Here is an 18653-nt window from a genome sequence, read left to right on the forward strand (position 1 = left end):
TACAAGTGATCCAATAATATAAAGAACCGGTTACCAAAACTATAACTCTGCTGATCTACTGTGTTTTTTCTGAACGGTTACGAATATTTCCTGGGCTTCCTAATCATCTGTAGCCTAGTCCCGATACTAGCTCTAGGAGCCTCCAAAATCCTCCGACCCCAAAGTAGAAGCGCCACTCGTCGCATAACCTACGAGTCTGGCTGTGAACCCATAGGGGGGGCTTGGATTCAATTCAACATCCGCTACTATATGTTTGCCCTAGTCTTTGTCATCTTTGATGTAGAGACAGTATTTCTGTACCCCTGGGCGGTAGCATTTCATAGGTTAGGCCTACTAGCCTTCATAGAAGCACTCATCTTTATTACCATCCTAGTCATTGCTTTAGTGTACGCATGGCGCAAGGGTGCGTTGGAATGGTCATAGGTACGGTATTACAGGTTATAAAAATATGACAACTCAAAGTCCTTCACCGAATACAACTATCATCAACCCCATTGAGCGACCCCAGGTAACTGAGGAATTGTCGGAAAATGTGATCCTGACCACGGTTGATGATCTCTACAACTGGGCTAGATTATCTAGTCTGTGGCCGTTGCTCTATGGGACTGCCTGTTGTTTTATTGAATTTGCGGGTCTAATTGGTTCGCGGTTTGACTTCGATCGCTTTGGATTGGTGCCACGGTCTAGCCCCAGACAAGCGGATCTGTTAATTACGGCGGGAACCATCACCATGAAATATTCCCCCATGTTGGTCAGGCTTTACGAACAAATGCCGGAACCCAAATATGTGATTGCTATGGGAGCGTGTACCGTCACCGGGGGAATGTTTAGCATGGACTCCCCCACCGCAGTGCGGGGGGTAGATAAGCTGATCCCGGTAGATGTTTACATCCCCGGCTGTCCTCCTCGCCCAGAAGCGATCATTGATGCGATTATTAAACTACGCAAGAAAATCGCTAACGAATCATTCCAGGAGCGGGGAAATCTCCAACAGACCCATCGCTACTATACGCGATCGCATAATCTGAAAGTAGTCGAACCGATTTTAACCGGGGAATACTTAGAATCAACTACCCGTCAAGTCCCCCCGAAACAACTGACCGAGGCGATCGGGATGCCTGTGCCTCCCGCCCTACAAACCGAACCCATGAAAAAGGAGGAACAGCGTGGCTGAGACCGAAACCGAAGCCCCCATCATTGAAGCCGGACTCGTCTCCCAGTGGTTAAGTCAGAATGGATTTGACCATGAATTTCTGGGTCCCAATCATGTGGGAGTCGAGATGATTAAAGTAGACCGGGATTATTTAATTCCCCTAGCTACTGCCTTATATGCCTATGGTTTCAACTATCTACGGTGTCAGTGTGCCTATGATATGGGACCAGGGGAAGATTTAGTCAGCACCTACCATCTCGCCAAAGTTCAGAACAATGTGGAACAACTAGAGGAAGTTTGCGTCAAAGTTTTCGTTCCCCGAAGCGACCCAAAAGTTCCCTCAGTTTATTGGATTTGGAAGGCAGCGGACTTCCAAGAACGCGAGTCCTATGATATGTATGGTATCGTCTACGAAGGCCATCCTAACCTGAAGCGGATTTTAATGCCAGAAGATTGGGTAGGCTGGCCACTTCGGAAAGACTATATCTCGCCAGACTTCCATGAATTGCAAGATGCGTATTAGTGGATTAGTGGAGTGTTATAGTTTTTTTCAGGTCAGACCATAACCGTTATGGTTGTTGACTGTTAAGAACAGTGGGTAGCCCTAGAGCGCCCACCACTCCCCTGGGGCGGAAATGAGGATGTCCCCCATTCACAACCCAATTGCAATCTTTCTCAAAAGTCTGGTATATTTTCTTAGGCTCATGCTGTTATATTCAATGTGGTCTTAAGAATACGCACTCAGAGCAAGCGAGTGTATTCTGTTGGGATTAAGTCAAGGAACATAGACTTGATCTTGCAAAAACTGTCTTAGTCCAACATTTTGGTGGAGGAGTTCAAGCTAATGTCAAACCTTACAGGTACTAGTTTTATAGATGTCAACCGCACTGGCGTATTCGATCCTGGTGATCTGCCAATAGCTAATGCTGCGGTATTCACAGATTTGCCGCCTTTTGATGGTATATACCAACCGGATCAAGGTGAACGGAGCGCCATTACTGGTCAGGATGGCAGCTTTGTAATCACTGATTTACAGACTTTAGGAGCCGGTACTCCGTTCCAACTGCAACAAATCCCTCCTGCTGATGGTAGTGTCAGCAGTCCTGGGAACAACCTACCCCTCCCTTTCACCGTTCCCGCCGATCCGACCCAGAACATAGGCCCAGTTGCCATTGCTAACTTGCCTCCCGATGTCCCTGTACCTTCAGTTCCCCCCATTACCAGCAAGGGTAACATCCAAGGTCGGACTTTCGTAGATAACAATGTTGATGGCATCTTTAATCTTGACGAACCTGTTGTCGGTGGTATTCCTCTGTTCCTTGACTTAGACGGTAACGGAGCCTGGACAGCCAACGAACCTATTACAGTAAGCCGTCCCGATGGTTCTTATTCCTTCAATAATCTGACTCCGGGAACCTACCAACTGCGGCCCCTATTGCCTGGGAACGACGTACCCCCAGGATTAGGTGGTGTAACTAGCTTTGCAGATAGATTAGTTGCCACTAATGATGATCCAAAATTAGTTAACGTTTCAGCCGGTGCTGTTACCTTCCAGGACTTGGGCTATGTAGTTCCCGGAAGCATCTACGGTTTCGTAGTTTCCGACTTAAACAGTAACGGTGTTGCCGATCCCGGAGAAGCAGGTATCCCTGGCATTACGGTGTCTGGCGGCGGAAGAACTGCGGTTACAGATGCCAATGGTTTCTACATCCTTGATGTAGATGCGAGATTCCCCACCTTCTCGGATGCGGAGTTAGCCCAAAATCCCTACCTACACTATGTACTTTCCAACGAGCCTGGGTTGTTGACAGAAAGTTTTGCAGTCGAGGTGGTTAATCCTCCTGGTAACTTGGTAGCTACCGGACCTGATCCTGATTTTGATGTGGCTTTGGGTCGTGGTGGAGCCGCACAAAAGAACTTTTTCTTTAACGTTCCCCCCAGCCTGGTGGGAGGTCCTGGAGTTCCAGATAGTATCACTGGCTTTGTGTTCACCGATGTTAACATTGACAGTGCCTACCAAGTTGGTGAACCCCTCCTGGAAGGTGTAACCGTTTACCTGGATCTGAATAAAGACGGACAGTTAAACAGCGGTCCCCTGCGTGACCCAGTAACTGGGGCTGTGATTCTGGATCCTAACGGCAACCCATTCCCGGCTGAACCCAGTACAGTAACTGGCCCTGGCGGTAATTTTGGCTTCTTTAATGTCTCCCGCTGGTTGCCCTTTATCGAACCTGGGGATGTTGAATTTCAGGTCCGGGTGGAAGCACCTGCTTCGTTGCCTTTCGTCACCACTCCCGATGTATCAATCTCTGGTGAAGGGTTGGGAGTTTTGGCGGAAGTGGGCGCATCTGGCGTAGCCTTCGGTATGTCCCAGTTCCCCGTTTAGCTTCTCGCGGAGAAGCCCCGCGCTGTAGTTTTCGATTCAGGGTCGGGTAGTTCACGCGCAGTATTCTGGCAGCGTTGCTGATTCAGGAGTCAAAATAGGCGTAAAAATATAATGGCGAACATCCCAGGCAGAAGGTTGGCTTGGGATGTTTTTTGTTTTGTATCAAAATACTCAATTTTTGTGGTAAGGAGGTATTATTATATAGCGAGAGGGTTAACGGGGGTTTAAAAGATTAAAAGTTGTCTAAACTGTCAACGATCGCAACGTTTCCCGCTAATGTCTTCACCCTAGACAATGGTTTAACCGTCATTCATCAGGAAATTCCAGCTACACCGGTGGTCGTGGTAGATGTTTGGGTTAGGGCGGGAGCCACAAGAGAGCCAGAGCTTTGGTCGGGGATGGCTCATTTTCTGGAGCACATGATTTTTAAGGGGACTGAAAAAATCGCCCCCGGTTTGTTCGACTGGGTAATTGAAAGCCGAGGGGGGGTGGCTAATGCAGCTACAAGCCACGACTATGCCCATTTTTTCATTACCAGCGCCGCCCAGTATTTAGAGGAAACCCTGTCTCCGCTGGCTGATTTACTGCTGCACGCGGCGATACCTGATGATGAGTTTGTGCGAGAACGTTCGGTGGTGTTAGAAGAACTGCGCCAATCTCAGGATAGCCCAGATTGGATAGAGTTTCAAGCGATGATGGAAACTCTCTATGGTAATCATCCCTATGGGCGATCGGTTTTGGGGACGGAAGCGACTCTGATGCCGCGAACTCCTGACGAAATGCGGAAGTTTCATCGCTGTCACTACCAACCGGAAAATATGGCGGTAGTGATTGTTGGGGGAGTCTCGGAAAAGCGATCGCAAGATTTAGTTTCGGAGGCTTTTGGTTCATTTTACCACCGGGAAGAATGCCCGATCACAAACGGTTATCATCAACCCCAACTTAGGGGTATCCTGCATGAGGAACTACTACTACCTAATGTAGAACAACCTCGGATAACTATGGCTTGGTCAGGACCTGGGGTTGAAAACATACGACATGGCTACGGACTAGACCTAATCTCAGTTTTATTAGCAGAGGGGAGAACTTCTCGCCTAGTGCAATTATTACGGGAAGATAGACAGCTAGTAGACTGTATCAGTAGCGGTTTCTCCCTACAGCGGGAGTCGAGTCTATTTACGATTAATGCGTGTTTAGATATTGACAATATCGAAGAAGTTGAACACCTAATCTGCGAGTGTTTAGCGAATTTAGCAGCAACTCCGATGTCGTCAGCGGAACTCGATCGCTGTAAGCGTTTACTGTGTAATGACTACGCCTTCTCAACGGAAACACCGGGACAATTAGCGGGTTTATATGGCTATTATTTCACAGTAGCGAAACCAGAGATTTCGGTAAGTTATCCCCACCAAATCAAATCCCTAGAAGCGGAGGAATTACAGGAGATTGCGAAAACTTACCTGAGCCAGGAACGATATGCGATGACTGTAGTGAAGCCCATATAATTAATAATTAATAATTAATAATTAATAATTAATAATTAATTGTAGGTTGGGTAAAGTAGGTGGGGTGAAACCCAACAGAGTAGTTAATAATTAATAATTAATAATTAATAATTAATAATTAATTGTAGGTGGGGTGAAACCCAACAGAGTAGGTTGGGTAAAGTAGGTTGGGTGAAACCCAACAGAGTAGTTAATAATTAATAATTAATAATTAATAATTAATAATTAATTGTAGGTGGGGTGAAACCCAACAGAGTAGGTTGGGTAAAGTAGGTTGGGTGAAACCCAACAGAGTAGGTTGGGTAAAGGGCAGGGAAAGCGAAGTCCATGGGATTGATTGATGATGTAATTTAGGCTTATGATGTTTGGTTGTAGTCCTGACCGAGCGATCGCCACTATGTCCATGATTGCGGAATCCCCATTTAGTCCCGAAGAAATAGCCTCAGAAGGCTTAAAACCCGAAGAGTATGAGGAAATCTACCAAAGACTAGGCAGACACCCCAACAAAGCCGAATTAGGGATGTTTGGGGTAATGTGGAGTGAACATTGCTGCTACAAAAATTCTCGCCCTCTCCTGAGCCAATTTCCCACCAGTGGCGATCGCATTCTTGTCGGTCCAGGAGAAAACGCCGGAGTAGTAGACTTTGGGGACGGTATCCACCTAGCCTTCAAAATAGAATCCCATAATCATCCCAGTGCGATCGAACCATTCCAAGGAGCAGCCACCGGAGTGGGGGGAATTTTGCGGGATATTTTCACCATGGGAGCGCGTCCGATCGCCGTACTCAACGCCCTGCGATTCGGTTCCCTAGAAGACCCCAAGACCCAGCCAATTTTACTGGGAGTAGTCGCCGGAATTTCCAACTATGGTAACTGTTTTGGAGTCCCAACCGTGGGGGGAGATGTATATTTTGACAGCTATTATAGCGGCAACCCCCTAGTGAACGCCATGGCGATCGGCATCATGGAAACCCCAGAGATAGTTAAATCCGGTGCTGCTGGTATTGGTAACCCAGTGCTGTATGTAGGTTCAACCACCGGAAGGGACGGAATGGGAGGCGCAAGTTTTGCAAGTAGCGAACTCAGCGAAGAGTCCATAGCCGATCGCCCTGCTGTACAAGTAGGAGACCCATTTTTAGAAAAATCCCTAGTCGAAGCCTGTTTAGAAGCGTTTAAAACCGGGGCTGTAGTCGCCGCCCAGGACATGGGAGCCGCCGGAATCACCTGTTCCACCTCGGAAATGGCTGCTAAAGGGGGAGTCGGTATCGAACTAGATTTAGACCTAATCCCCGTGCGAGAGACGGGAATGGTCCCTTATGAATATTTATTATCCGAATCCCAGGAGAGAATGTTATTTGTCGTCCACAAAGGACGGGAATCAGAATTAATTGAGATTTTCCATCGTTGGGGACTACAAGCGGTCGTCGCCGGAAAGGTGATTCCAGAAGCGATCGTGCGGATTTTGTTTAAAGGTGAAATCGCCGCCGAAATCCCCTCCACAGCTTTAGCTGATAATACCCCCATTTATCACCGGGAATTGATGTCAGAACCTCCCGAATATGCCCAAACCGCCTGGGCGTGGTCGCCGGAAACTTTACCCGCCACCACAGTATCAGGGATGGAAATAGAAAATCAACTGGTAACTTGGAATCAGGTATTATTGAATCTCTTAGATACCCCATCGATCGCCTCTAAGTCTTGGGTATATCGTCAATATGACCACCAAGTGCAAAATAATACCGTCATTGTACCGGGTGGCGCTGATGCGGCGGTGGTGCGGTTGCGCCCTCAAGAACCCATTGGCAATAATCCCGGTAAAATTTGGCCGGGGGTGGCTGCCACTGTTGATTGTAACGCCCGCCATGTCTATCTTGACCCCTACGAAGGCGCTAAGGCTGTGGTTGCAGAGGCGGCGCGGAATTTAAGTTGTGTCGGGGCTGAACCTGTGGCGGTGACGGATAACCTCAATTTTGGTAGCCCGGAACATCCTATTGGTTATTGGCAATTAGCACAAGCCTGTAAGGGCATTTCTGAGGGCTGTAAGGCGTTTTCTACTCCGGTGACGGGGGGGAACGTTTCTCTGTATAACGAGACTCTGGACGCGCAAGGAAAGCCACAGGCAATATATCCGACTCCGGTGGTGGGAATGGTGGGATTATTGCCAGATCCGGCTCTCGCTTGTGGTCAAAGTTGGCAACAACCAGGAGATTTGATTTATCTGTTGGGGGTGACTAATTGGTTGGCTGATGAGGATCATGGTTATATTACCCTGGGAGGATCGGAGTATTTGGCGGTAATACATAATCTGGTGGCGGGTAAGCCTCATAGGGTCGATTTTGACTTGGAACTAATGGTTCAAAAGGTTTGTCGCCAGGGAATTCGTAACGGTTGGGTGCGATCGGCTCATGATTGCGCTGAGGGAGGCTTGGCGATCGCTTTGGCAGAATGTTGCATTGGCAACCGATTGGGGGCTACCATTAACCTAGGGTTAACCTCAGATCCTTGGCAACGCTGGGATACGATCCTGTTTGGTGAGGGGGGAGCTAGGATTTTGGTTTCCGTTCCTACTCAACACCAGCAGGCTTGGGAGGGTTATCTGCAAGAAATCTGGGTGAGCGATCGCCAATTTTGGCATCACTTGGGTACAGTGACGGCAGTTGACTCGTCTTTGCAAATTCTAGCCGATGATAACACCAGTTTAATTGGGGTTAATGTGGCGGAAATGGCCGATCGCTATAATTATGCGATCGAGCGTCGTCTATCTTAAAATTCCCTCCGGGGGATTTGTTTATCAGCCTATCGGCGATCGCATCTCATTTGCTACCGATATAAGAGATAACTGATAATTGGTAATTGACAGTTATTAACTATCCTATCTCTTGCGGTTTTCACCAACTCAGTTAACATCACAAGATTACCATGATTCCTAATAAGTCCCATGTGACCGATGACCAGTTTCACACCGAGCTAATCCCCGATAAACCAGAGGAAGCCTGCGGTGTGTTTGGGGTTTATGCTCCCGGTCAAGATGTGGCAAAATTAACTTATTTTGGGCTATATGCTCTCCAACATCGAGGTCAGGAGTCAGCCGGAATAGCTACTTTTGAAGGGGAAGATCTGCATTTATATAAAAATATGGGACTGGTTTCCCAAGTATTTAATGAGTCTATTTTACAACAGTTAAAAGGTGATTTAGCCGTAGGTCACACACGCTATTCGACCACTGGCTCTAGTCGCATCGTTAATGCTCAACCTGCGGTTTCCGAAACTAGATTGGGACCTGTGGCTGTCGCTCATAATGGTAACTTAGTTAATACTGCTGAATTGCGGGAGGAAATGAGTAGACGAAAGTTTGATTTTGTCAGCACTACCGACACCGAATTAATTGCTTTGGCGATCGCTTCCGAAATTAATGGCGGTAAGGATTGGTTAGAAGCTAGTATTACCGCTTTTCAAATGTGTGAGGGAGCATATAGTTTGGCTATTGGTACTCCCGTCGGTTTAATGGGAGTCCGAGACCCACACGGAGTCAGACCTTTAGTAATTGGAACTTTGGGAACTAATCCCCAAAGATATGTTTTGGCTTCCGAAACCTGCGGCTTGGATATTATTGGCGCTGAATATCTCCGAGATGTTGAACCGGGAGAATTGGTTTGGATTACTGAACAGGGGATTTCCTCATTCCATTGGAGTCAAAAACCTGCGCGGAAATTGTGTATTTTTGAAATGATTTATTTCTCCCGTCCTGATAGTGTCGTCGAAGGAGAAAGTTTGTATAGTTATCGTATGAGAATTGGTCGGGTTCTGGCGACTGAATCTTCTGTTGATGCTGATATGGTTATTGGAGTACCTGATTCCGGTATCCCAGCAGCGATCGGCTTTTCTCAACAGTCGGGAATTCCTTATGCGGAAGGATTGATTAAAAACCGTTATGTCGGTCGCACCTTTATTCAACCTACCCAAGTTATGCGAGAGTCCGGTATTAAAATGAAGTTGAATACCCTGAAAGATGTCCTGGAAGGAAAACGGGTAATTATGGTTGATGATTCCATTGTTAGGGGGACTACTAGCCGTAAAATTGTTAAGGCTTTACGAGATGCTGGTGCGACTGAAGTACACATGAGAATTTCATCGCCTCCCGTCACTCATCCCTGTTTCTATGGGATTGATACCGATAACCAGGACCAGTTAATTGCGGCGACTAAATCTGTCGCGGAAATTCAAGAACAAATAGGCGTCGATTCTTTGGCTTATCTCAGTTGGGAAGGTATGCTAAATGCTACTAAACAAGACCCCTCGACTTTCTGTTCCGCTTGTTTTACGGGGGATTATCCTATTGATGTACCGGAAACCGTTAAACGCTCTAAATTGATGTTAGAAACGCCTCCGGTTAAAGCCTAAAATTATCCCCGATATCATGGTGCGTTATGGAATATAACCCCAATTCCGCCAATTATTAACTCCTAGATGAAACTGCTTTCAGTCGAACATTTTAACCTCAAGTTACCCGCTAATTTTAACCTCCGAAAAGTGCGCTATATCTCCCTGTCTCTATTCAGTGGAATATTGATGGGGTTGGCTACCGAACCTCTGGGGTGGTGGCTAGTGGCTTGGGTGGCTTTTGTTCCTCTGTGGGTTATGGTGGTGGAAGCTAAAAGACGGGGACGAATACCCTGGGAAATAACCGCTGGTTGGGGTGTTGGCTATTATGGCTTTTCCCTGTTTTGGATGACCGGAATTCACCCCATGACCAGTCTGGGAGTTCCCTGGTTGGCTAGTTTGGCGATCGCTATATTTTCCTGGGTTTTTATTACCCTCTGGGGAACAGCGATCGTCATCGTTTGGGGATGGTTATTTGCGAAATTAATGCCATTAAATATCGGCGCTAAAACCTCGTTAATTAGAATCCTAATAGGGACGGCTTTATGGTGTGCTTTAGAAGCCGTTTGGAGTGGGGGTCCCCTGTGGTGGTCAACACTCGCTTTAACCCAAAGTTTCGGTAATTTGGTGATTCTCCATTTGGGTCAAATCTCTGGACCTAATACCGTTGTGGCTACTATATTAGTCGTCAATGGGACTGTAGCTGAACTCTGGTTAACACATAAACAGCAGAAATCGTCACTCTATTTAATTCCTGTCGGAATATTTGCGATCGCTCATTTAATCGGATTGAGTCTCTACAATATTCCCCTAAATTCTGACCCCGAAACTTCTCTGAGAGTCGGAGTTATTCAAGGGAATATCCCTAATGAAATTAAACTCAATCCCCAGGGTTTTCGACAGGCTTTAAATGGATACACGCGGGGATATTTAGAATTGGCGGCGCGGGGTGTCGATGCAGTCTTAACCCCCGAAACCGCTTTGCCTTTTGTCTGGAACAGACATGACAGCTATCACTACAATTATAGCTTATATCAGGCGATTTTGCCACAAGGTGTTATAGCTTGGGTGGGGGGATTTGGCGAGACCGAAGGGGGATTAACTAATAGTTTATTTACCATTAATGGTGAAGGGGAAATTATCGGTCAATATGACAAAACTCATTTAGTTCCCCTGGGTGAATATATCCCCTTTGATGCCATTCTGGGAAGGGTCATTAATCGTCTGTCACCCCTGGAAGCGCGGTTAGTCGCCGGGGAAAAACAACAAAAATTTGAGACTGGTTGGGGAAAAGCGATCGCTGGAATTTGCTACGATTCCGCCTTTGCTGACCATTTCCGCCGTCAAGTAGCAGCAGGAGGGGAATTTATCCTAACAGCCTCTAATGATGCTCATTATGCCACTATGATGCTATCACAACATCACGCCCAAGATGTGATGCGCGCCATAGAAGGCGATCGCTGGACAGTTAGGGCTACTAATACAGGTTATTCTGGCATTATCGACCCCCACGGTCGCACCTTATGGATTTCTGGTATCAATACCTACGAAATCCATGACCATATCATTTACCGCCGCCATAGCCAAACCCTTTATGTCCGTTGGGGAGACTGGTTAACTTTCCTTTTACTAGCCATAAGTGCGATCGTCATTTTCTGGAATCGTTTTCTGTCATTAGCGATACCACAAAATAGGCGCTAATATTAATATCATGGTTAGAGCTGATAAATCGCTGCCAATTTCTTCCTTTGTTAGCCTTAGTCACACAGGAAACAAGAATCGGCTAGATTGCCTTTCCGCCGCCAGCTATAGCTAGGCGGTTTCCCAGCTACCGGAGATATTCCATGACACAATCACAACGCCCCCCAGCCCCCCCGCGTCCACCTAGCCCACCTGCACCCCCTCGCCCACCTGCACCGGGCGCTCAGAAAAGTAGCCCTCCACCTGCACCCGCCCAAGCAGCAAGTCCCGTCGCCGTGGGAATTACCAGCAGAGGACCAGGACCTAGCCCCGGACAGCCAACCTTGCGAGAGATTGTCCAACGCGCCGATGAGTTAGGCGCATCTGATGTTCACTTAGGGGTTAATGAAACACCTCGCCTGAGATACCGAGGCGATATGACCCCCCAAGAAGATTGGCCAGTCACAGACCTTAATAGCTTTATGAGTTGGCTACGGGAGGTCTTAACCGATGAGGAAATCCATCAGTTTCAGGAAAACCTAGACTTTGACGGAGCCGCAGATTTAGGCTTTGTGCGGATTCGGATTAGTATTTTTGACTCTCTCAGTGGTCCGGCGATGGTGCTGCGGCTAATTGGTGCTACCATCCTCACCCTAGAACAGTTGAAATTACCCGACGTTTTCAAAAAAATCTGTAACTATCACAAGGGGTTGATGTTGATTACCGGCCCGACGGGTTCAGGTAAGTCTACTACCATGGCCGCGATGATTGATTACATCAATAAAAACTACGCCTATCACATCATCACCATTGAAGACCCGGTGGAGTTTGTACACCAAAGCCGAAAATCCCTGATTAAACACCGGGAAGTTGGACGACATACCCTCAAGTTTTTTAATGCTCTCAAGGGGGCTTTGCGTCAAGACCCTGATATGATGCTGGTGGGGGAAATTCGGGACAAGGAAACCATGCAGATTGCCATTAAAGCTGCATCAACAGGTCACTTGGTAGCTGGAACCCTCCACACTAACAGCGCCATTAAGACCCTAACCCGGGTTTTGGATATGTTCTCGGCTGAGGAACAGTTATCAATTAAAACCGCACTGGGGGAAACTTTGGTCGCAATTATTGCTCAACTGTTGTGTAAGACGACAGATGGCAAGCGGGCCGCCTTCCATGACATCCTCATCAACACCGATGTAATCAAAGAGTATATCATGAAGGATCAGTATGAGGAAATTAACCAGATTATGCTCAAAGATACTTATGAAGGGATGACGACTATGAACAGATCCCTTTATGAATTGTATCAAGAGGGGCGCATCACTGAGGAAATTTGTCTGGATGTGTCGCCTTTCCCCAACGAGATGAGTCAGATGCTACGGGGTAGAGTCTAACAAAAGTGTAAAGTTTTGACCATTAGCCCGAACTCTGAAATACACTATAAATGGTCTAATCTTAAATAAGGTTGCTCTCCTGGGCAACCTGAGTCGTTTTTGGCAAACAGTTATAACTGTGAGCGCATATCATTGAGTTTTACCCCCTTGGCTGTTCCTAATTTATTTAAAGGGATTGCACTTTTTACGCCGGGTGGTGACCTAATTTATTCCATTGACTACAGTAAACAGCTTAGGTGGCATCTAAATCTGTGTACTGCTTTACAGGAAATTTTAGGTTTACCTGAACCCCCCCATTTTCTTGTTCCTTGTTATACGGCGAGTTTTGACCGGTGGATTGATCCAATTACTCAGAAAGTGAGAGTTTCAGTAGAAGCATACCCTCCGGTGTGGCGATATCAGCCGTTGCTGAATGCTATTTTTGAAACGGTAGACCTGGTTTGGCCACCTGTGCAGATTGGTGATCAAGTTGGCAATCCCTTGGTTTTAGCAACTTATGATCAACCGTTTCCAGAACTTTGGAAAAATCATGACCTCATTATGAGGTTTAAAACCATGGATAATCAAACCAAATTTTCACACCAAGATAGTGATTCTGGGTCTGACTCCCAGAATCCCACACCGTTGGCATCTGATTCTAATGGTACACCAACCGAAGGATATGTGTTGAGGCTGTTTGTTTCTGGTCACAGTTTAGCCACAGAAAATACCCTGGAAACTTTGCATCAACTACTTGAGCGATCGCTCAATCACCCTTATACTTTGAAGGTGATTGATGTACTCAAACACCCGGAACAAGCAGAAGCTAGTCATATTTCGGCTACTCCTACTTTGATGAAGGTCTGGCCGCAACCTAAGCGCCGGATTGTCGGAGAACTCAATGATGTGGATACTATTCTAGAACTTTTGGGTGTGCTGGAGGATTAATAATTTTGACGGGTAAGTTAAGATTATCCCAAAACCATTTCAATCTCCTAGAAACCTGTCCCCGGAAATTTCAGGAGACCTATTTAGATGGGTTGGTCTCTCCGAGAACCTGGGAACAAGAAGAACATCTGGGTTGGGGAAGTCGTTTTCACCTGTTGATGCAGCAGGGAGAATTGGGTTTGCCAATTCAAGGTTTTATGGCTGAGGATCAGGAGTTACAAACTTGTTTATTAGCCTTGGTTAAAGAGGCTCCCGAGGTTTTTCAGCCTCAGTATAACTATGTATCGGGAGAATTTCGGGAGGCTGAACATTATCGCACCTGGGGTTTTGGGGATTATGTTTTAGTGGCGATTTATGATTTATTAATTGCTCATGAAAATCAAGCTCAAATTATTGATTGGAAAACTAATCAACGCTTAATTAATCGGCAGAAATTGGCGAATAATTGGCAAACGCGGCTTTATCTTTATTTGTTAGTAGAAAGCAGTGACTATAGCCCAGAACAGGTATCTATGACTTACTGGTTTGTGCGTTTAAGAGGGGATGAAGTACCCCAGAAAATTACTTTTGTTTATGACTCACAGCAGCATGAAAAAAACCACCGCGATTTAACTAAATTGTGCGATCGCCTCAGTCATTATCTGCATCAATACCAACGGGGGGAGGCATTCCCCCAGGTGGCATCTTGAGGACTCGACAAGGGAGGCGATCGCCTTTCTAGGCTTTCTAGGCTTTAATTTTCCAAAGCCACCGCACCGCCAACAACTTCCAGGATCTGCTGGGTAATTGACGCTTGGCGAGCCTTGTTGTAAGACAGGGTAAGGGTTTTCACCAAATCACTAGCGTTATCGCTGGCGTTGCTCATAGCAGTCATCCGAGCCGCCAATTCACTAGCGGTAGACTCCTGCCATGCTCGTAGCAATTGGTTAGTCAAAAACAGAGGCAACAAGGCATTAAGGATATCAACCGGATCTTGCTCAAAAATCATATCCTGAGCGAGGGCTTCCGGCTCAACACTCACCTTTTCTCTAGTTACATCAAACTTACCACCTTTGCTAGTGAGGCGGAACACCTCATCATCCTGAGCCTCTAAGCCTTGCAGGTCTAGGGGTAGCAGAGTTTGGGTAACAGGTCGTGAACTAATCAGAGAGACAAATTTCGTGTAAATCAACTCAACGCGATCCACTGCTCCCGACTCAAACCAGGCGAGGATTTCATCAGCCGCACTGGATACCTTTTGTAGATCTGGGGTTTTCTCTGGGTTATCGCGACATTGAGAGATCGGAGCATCCCGACGGGTAAAATGTTGAATAGCTTTGCGACCCACGAGAAGATAGCTATATTCCAGGCCTTCCGCTTTCAATTCGGCCGCCCGTGCTTCTGCCCGTTTAATAATATTACTATTGTAGGCTCCACACAGACCCCGGTTTCCTGCCAGCACCACCAGTCCCACCTTTTTCACCTCCCGCTGTTGGAGCAGAGGACATTCTACATCCTCAAATTGAAGGCGACCTTGGAGACCATAGAGAACCCCTGCTAGACGGTCAGCAAAGGGACGGGTAGCTAAAACTTGTTCTTGAGCGCGGCGCACCTTAGCGGAAGCAACTAGGCGCATGGCTTCGGTAATTTTTTTGGTATTTTTGACTGACTGAATGCGATCGCGAATCGCTTTTAAGTTTGACATAGTTTTATGATCAGTAATTGTTATCCACAGACTTAGTAGGACTCTGGGAGTTAATCCGGGTTCAAGCAAGAGTTATCTAGTCAATAACAGACTTATATTGAGGAAGGGGGTCAGTTCCCCCTCAGCCCTCAATTGTTGCCTTTCCCGGTTTTAACTAATTGGTGCGCCGCAGCATAAAGCGTTTCGTTTCCACCAATGGCTGATCCCGTGCGTGTGCTACGCGGAAACTAAGAAAGTCTGCTTAAACTCAGAAATTGCCTCTTTCAGCATAGCCTCAGCTTCTTCGGTGAGGACTTTTTGGCTTTGAACAATCTCACCATATTTGGGCTTGCTATTTTTCAGATAATCCCGCAGACCTGTAGTAAAGGCTACAACTTTATCTTCGGGAACATCATCAAGATAGCCATTAATACCAGAGTAAATCACAGCTACTTGTTCAAACAGTTGTAGGGGGGAATTTTGAGGCTGTTTGAGTAATTCTTGCAGACGTTTACCCCGTTCCAACTGGTTACGAGTGGCTTGGTCTAGGTCAGAAGCAAACTGAGAGAAGGCTGCCAATTCGGCAAACTGAGCTAATTCTAGTTTAACCTTTCCAGCCACTTTCTTCATTGCCTTAGTTTGGGCAGCAGAACCCACACGGGAAACGGAGATACCAGCATTCACCGCCGGACGCAGACCGGAGTTAAACAGGTCAGCGGACAGGAAGATCTGACCATCAGTAATAGAAATTACGTTAGTGGGGATGTAAGCGGAAACGTCACCAGCTTGGGTTTCGATGATTGGTAGGGCTGTCATGCTACCGCCGCCGAGTTCATCATTTAATTTAGCGGCGCGTTCTAACAAACGAGAGTGCAGGTAGAATACATCTCCGGGGTAGGCTTCACGACCGGGGGGACGACGCAGCAACAGGGACATTTGACGGTAGGCTTGGGCCTGTTTGGAAAGGTCATCGTAAATAACCAGGGTGGCTTTACCTTGATACATGAAGTATTCCGCCATGGCTGCTCCGGTGTAGGGAGCTAGGTATTGCAGGGTAGCGGGGTCACTAGCGTTAGCTGCGACAACAATGGTATAGGGGAGAGCGCCTTTTTCTTCTAGGGTGCTGACCACTTGAGCGACGGTTGAGGCTTTTTGACCGATCGCCACATAAACACAGATTACATCTTCTTCTTTCTGGTTAATGATGGTATCAATAGCGATCGCTGTTTTACCAGTTTGACGGTCACCGATGATCAATTCCCGTTGACCCCGACCAATAGGAATCATGGAGTCAATAGCGGTAATCCCTGTTTGCATAGGTTCACAAACAGAGCGGCGCTCAATAATACCCGGTGCGGGGGATTCTAGCAGACGGGTATCGGAGGCTTGAATATCTCCCTTACCATCGATAGGACGACCCAGGGAATCAATCACCCGTCCCAGCATAGCTTCTCCCACGGGGACTTGGGCAATTCTTCCGGTAGCGGTCACAGCGGAACCTTCTTGAATTTCCAGGCCTTCGCCCATGAGTACCGCACCCACGTTATCCTCTTCCAGGTTAAGGGCGATACCAACTGTTCCATCGGTAAATTCTAGCAGTTCTCCGGCCATGGCTTTATCTAGGCCATAAATCCGGGCAATACCGTCACCAACTTGCAGTACTGTACCCACGTTAGAAACTTTAACGTCTTGGCCGTACTGTTCGATTTGGTCTCTGATAATATTGGCAATTTCGTCAGGTCTGATGGATACCATAGTTAGTGTTTGTGATCCGTTGCTAAAGGTTAAACTAAGATAAATGGCTAAGTTGTCGGCGAATTATTAACCGACAGTTAGGCTCATACCAATGCGGCGCAGTTGTCCTCGGATGCTGGCATCAAACAATTGGGAACCCGCTTTAATGATGACACCACCGAGGATCTCGCGATCGATTTTCAGATCCAGCTCTACATTTTGCGCCCCAGTTCTAGCCTTGATCTGCTCAACAACCATGTGTTTTTGGCCGTCGTTTAGCTCTACCGCCGAGGTAACTTCTGCCAAAACTGTTTGATTAAGTTTCCGCAACAAAGCCAAGTATTCTTGGGCTATTTCTGCTAGAAATAGGATGCGACCGCGATCTACTAGGAGCATTAAGAAGTTCCGCAAGTAGGGGTGTACTTCCTCTCCTAACATTCGTGTAATCACGGCTTTTTTATCTTCTCCTTTCACCACCGGACTGCCTAAAAAATCCTGTAGTTCGGGGGAATTTTTGAGCAAATCAATAAGCGATCGCATTTGATTGCCAAAATCTTCCGTGACATTATTTGACTTAGCCACAGACATCAAAGCCGTGGCGTAGGGTTCTACTAATTGACCAACAATTGAACTCATGAACCTCCTCCAAGTAAAGCCAAGGAGCGATCTACCAGTTGTTGCTGGGAATTTTCATCTAGGCGTTCTCTAATTTGCCCTTCGGCGCGTTCCAACGCTTGAGACACAGCCAAAGCCCGCAACTGAGCGATCGCCCTACTTCTTTCCGCTTCCAAATCCTGATTAGCCGTCAACTTCATCTGTTCAACATCTGCCTTAGCACGAGCTGCAATTTGCTCTCTAATCACTTCGGCACGTTCCACAGCAGAGGCTTTAATTCTTTCAGCTTCCGCCTTAGCTTGAGCCAAATTTTCTTGTTGTTCAGCCAGAGCTTTTTCAGCTTCTTTCAAACGTTGATCGGCTTCTTGAATTGCTTGCTCAATTTGAGCGCGTCTTTCACTCAAAATTTTATTGAGAAAGCCCCGCCCATAGTAAACTAGCAAACCAATAATAATGCCTAAGTTTATCAGGTTAGTTTCAAACAGATTAAAATTCAGTCCAAAACCACCCTCATGACTTGCTTCTGTCGCCAGTAATACAAGATTCACCATCTTCCTCTTCTCATAATTTCATGTGATTGCCCTTTCCTCAACCGCCGAATGGCTTAATTAGGGATGGTATGTAGGCTTAACTTTTCCCCCATTTCTAGGGGATTGAAAATAATTTTTGAGAGGACAGCTACCCAATCATTCCAGCTCCTAAAAGTTTATCAAGAATCAGGCGACTAATAGAGTCTACCTGTTGTTCCAAACCTTTTCGAGCCTCGATTTTATTTTGTTCAATTTCTTGATAAGCTGCTTCTCTAATTTTCTGAGCTTCTTGTTGAGCCGCTGCCATTTCCCTAGCCGCAATTTTTTGAGCTTCAGCCTGAGCATTAATAATTAGTTGTTGAGACTCTTTACGAGTTTCTGCCAACTCCAGCTCATACTGTTTAGCCAAACTTTCTGCCTTGCTCAAACGTTCTTTAGCACTCAGCTTATTTTGGCGAATGTAGTCAGCCCTAGAATCAATTGCATTTCCCAAGGGCTTGTAAAAAATTTGGTTTAAGATAGCTGCCAGAATTAGAAATTGTACAGCCATCAATGGCAGTGTAGCATCAAAATCAAACAGACTACTCTCCGTAGCTGCCTCTTCTACGGCCAGCAGAATTGTCGAGTGTATCATTTTTTTGAAGGGTGTTAACCAATGGGCTTGCGAACTTTCTTTTTTTTTT

Annotated in this window: 16 protein-coding genes; 11 read left to right on the forward strand and 5 right to left on the reverse strand. The window is 46.5% G+C overall.

Features of this window, described 5'->3' with window-relative positions; translation table 11 throughout:
- Positions 1–60 precede the first annotated feature (60 nt).
- From ndhC to HFV01_RS00670, 11 genes are all read left to right on the forward strand, one after another.
- Complete coding sequence (gene ndhC, locus HFV01_RS00620; protein ID WP_006616830.1) at positions 61–423, forward strand: photosynthetic/respiratory NAD(P)H-quinone oxidoreductase subunit C; 363 nt, start codon at positions 61–63, stop codon at positions 421–423.
- A gap of 25 nt (positions 424–448) precedes the next feature.
- Positions 449–1174 carry a photosynthetic/respiratory NAD(P)H-quinone oxidoreductase subunit K gene (ndhK, locus tag HFV01_RS00625; RefSeq protein WP_006623158.1) on the forward strand — a complete coding sequence of 242 codons (726 nt, stop codon included), beginning with the start codon at positions 449–451 and terminating at the stop codon, positions 1172–1174.
- Entirely contained in the window at positions 1167–1676 is a 510-nt protein-coding gene (locus HFV01_RS00630; protein ID WP_006623159.1) for an NAD(P)H-quinone oxidoreductase subunit J, read from the forward strand. The genes ndhK and HFV01_RS00630 overlap by 8 nt, the downstream gene beginning before the upstream one ends.
- Before the next feature lie 321 nt (positions 1677–1997).
- Positions 1998–3539, forward strand: a complete 1542-nt coding sequence (locus HFV01_RS00635) for an SdrD B-like domain-containing protein (RefSeq protein WP_193520736.1) — start codon at positions 1998–2000, stop codon at positions 3537–3539.
- Between the two features lie 239 nt (positions 3540–3778).
- Entirely contained in the window at positions 3779–5044 is a 1266-nt protein-coding gene (locus HFV01_RS00640) for a M16 family metallopeptidase (RefSeq protein WP_193520737.1), read from the forward strand.
- Positions 5045–5441: 397 nt separating this feature from the next.
- The gene (gene purL, locus HFV01_RS00645; protein ID WP_193521250.1) at positions 5442–7811 is read left to right on the forward strand and encodes a phosphoribosylformylglycinamidine synthase subunit PurL; all 2370 of its coding nucleotides are present in this window, start codon (positions 5442–5444) and stop codon (positions 7809–7811) included.
- A 152-nt stretch (positions 7812–7963) separates the two neighbouring features.
- Positions 7964–9445, forward strand: coding sequence for an amidophosphoribosyltransferase (purF, locus tag HFV01_RS00650; RefSeq protein WP_006618471.1), 1482 nt, complete (start codon positions 7964–7966; stop codon positions 9443–9445).
- Between the two features lie 66 nt (positions 9446–9511).
- Positions 9512–11125, forward strand: coding sequence for an apolipoprotein N-acyltransferase (gene lnt / locus HFV01_RS00655; protein WP_193520738.1), 1614 nt, complete (start codon positions 9512–9514; stop codon positions 11123–11125).
- 143 nt (positions 11126–11268) lie between these two features.
- Positions 11269–12501: a type IV pilus twitching motility protein PilT gene (locus HFV01_RS00660; protein WP_193520739.1), complete on the forward strand. Its 1233-nt coding sequence runs from the start codon at positions 11269–11271 to the stop codon at positions 12499–12501.
- A 132-nt stretch (positions 12502–12633) separates the two neighbouring features.
- Positions 12634–13428, forward strand: coding sequence for a circadian clock KaiB family protein (locus tag HFV01_RS00665; protein ID WP_193520740.1), 795 nt, complete (start codon positions 12634–12636; stop codon positions 13426–13428).
- A gap of 5 nt (positions 13429–13433) precedes the next feature.
- Positions 13434–14117 carry a PD-(D/E)XK nuclease family protein gene (locus HFV01_RS00670; RefSeq protein WP_006618466.1) on the forward strand — a complete coding sequence of 228 codons (684 nt, stop codon included), beginning with the start codon at positions 13434–13436 and terminating at the stop codon, positions 14115–14117.
- Between the two features lie 44 nt (positions 14118–14161).
- Here the strand turns inward: HFV01_RS00670 and HFV01_RS00675 are convergent, their stop codons facing one another.
- From HFV01_RS00675 to HFV01_RS00695, 5 genes are all read right to left on the reverse strand, one after another.
- Positions 14162–15112, reverse strand: coding sequence for a F0F1 ATP synthase subunit gamma (locus HFV01_RS00675; protein ID WP_008055484.1), 951 nt, complete (start codon positions 15110–15112; stop codon positions 14162–14164).
- 216 nt (positions 15113–15328) lie between these two features.
- Positions 15329–16846, reverse strand: a complete 1518-nt coding sequence (atpA, locus tag HFV01_RS00680; RefSeq protein ID WP_006623168.1) for a F0F1 ATP synthase subunit alpha — start codon at positions 16844–16846, stop codon at positions 15329–15331.
- Between the two features lie 66 nt (positions 16847–16912).
- Entirely contained in the window at positions 16913–17461 is a 549-nt protein-coding gene (atpH, locus tag HFV01_RS00685) for an ATP synthase F1 subunit delta (RefSeq protein WP_006623169.1), read from the reverse strand.
- A complete protein-coding gene (locus HFV01_RS00690) occupies positions 17458–17991 on the reverse strand; it encodes a F0F1 ATP synthase subunit B (protein ID WP_006618462.1) in 534 nt (177 codons plus the stop codon). Before HFV01_RS00690 ends, atpH begins: the two co-directional genes overlap by 4 nt.
- Positions 17992–18118: 127 nt before the next feature.
- Entirely contained in the window at positions 18119–18604 is a 486-nt protein-coding gene (locus HFV01_RS00695; protein ID WP_006623170.1) for a F0F1 ATP synthase subunit B', read from the reverse strand.
- Positions 18605–18653 lie beyond the last annotated feature (49 nt).

Source organism: Limnospira fusiformis SAG 85.79 (assembly GCF_012516315.1).
GTDB classification, from domain to species: Bacteria; Cyanobacteriota; Cyanobacteriia; order Cyanobacteriales; family Microcoleaceae; genus Limnospira; species Limnospira fusiformis.